Source organism: Capnocytophaga sp. oral taxon 329 str. F0087 (assembly GCF_000213295.2).
Taxonomy (GTDB): Bacteria; Bacteroidota; Bacteroidia; order Flavobacteriales; family Flavobacteriaceae; genus Capnocytophaga; species Capnocytophaga leadbetteri_A.
In genome coordinates this window covers 1-886 of record NZ_KN390089.1, presented here as the reverse complement: position 1 = coordinate 886, position 886 = coordinate 1, and the positions used below count along the sequence as shown (strand labels likewise).

Sequence of the window (886 nt, the reverse complement as noted above, 5' to 3'; positions counted from 1 at the left end):
ATCAGCTTTAGCGGCTTGCCAACAGGGGTAACCTCTAATACTAACGGTCAGCTTGTAATACCAGCGGGCACTCCAGCAGGTACTCATACGATTACTTATAGAGTATGCGAAAAGCTGAACCCAACAAACTGCCAAATCGTAACAAGTACTTTGGTAATCGGTACCGGTAGCTTAACAGTAACACCAGTAACGCCACTTACCGTTCCTAATGGTATAAGTGGCGGAACTACCAGCAGTGTACTTACTGGAGTAAGACTCAATGGTAATGTAGTAACCAATACTAATTCAGTAACGATAAGCTTTAGCGGTCTGCCAGCAGGAGTAACTACCGATACTCAAGGACGTATCGTGGTACCAGCAGGCACTCCAGCTACTAGCACTCTTGTTACTTACAAAGTATGTGAGAAACTTAACCCAACCAATTGTCAGACAGTAACTAGTACATTAGTAATAGGAACAGGCAGCTTGACAGTAACGCCAGTAACGCCACTTACTGTACCTAATGGTATAAGCGGCGGCACAACTAGCAGTGTACTTACCGGAGTAAGACTCAATGGTAATGTAGTAACCAATACTAACTCAGTAACGATAACTTTTAGCGGTTTGCCAGCAGGGGTAACTACCGATACTCAAGGACGTATCGTGGTACCAGCAGGTACTCCTGCTACTAGCACTCTTGTTACTTACAAAGTATGCGAAAAGCTTAATCCAACTAATTGCCAGACAGTAACAAGTACCTTGGTAATCGGTACTGGTAGCTTGACAGTAACACCAGTAACGCCACTTACTGTACCTAATGGTATAACAGGTGGTACTACCAGCAGTGTACTTACTGGAGTAAGACTCAACGGTAATGTAGTAACGAATACTAACTCAGTAACGATAA

The 886-nt window shown here is 43.6% G+C and carries 1 pseudogene; it reads left to right on the top strand.

Features of this window, described 5'->3' with window-relative positions:
• A pseudogene (locus HMPREF9074_RS11440) lies at positions 1 to 886 on the top strand (hypothetical protein); the annotation flags it as partial.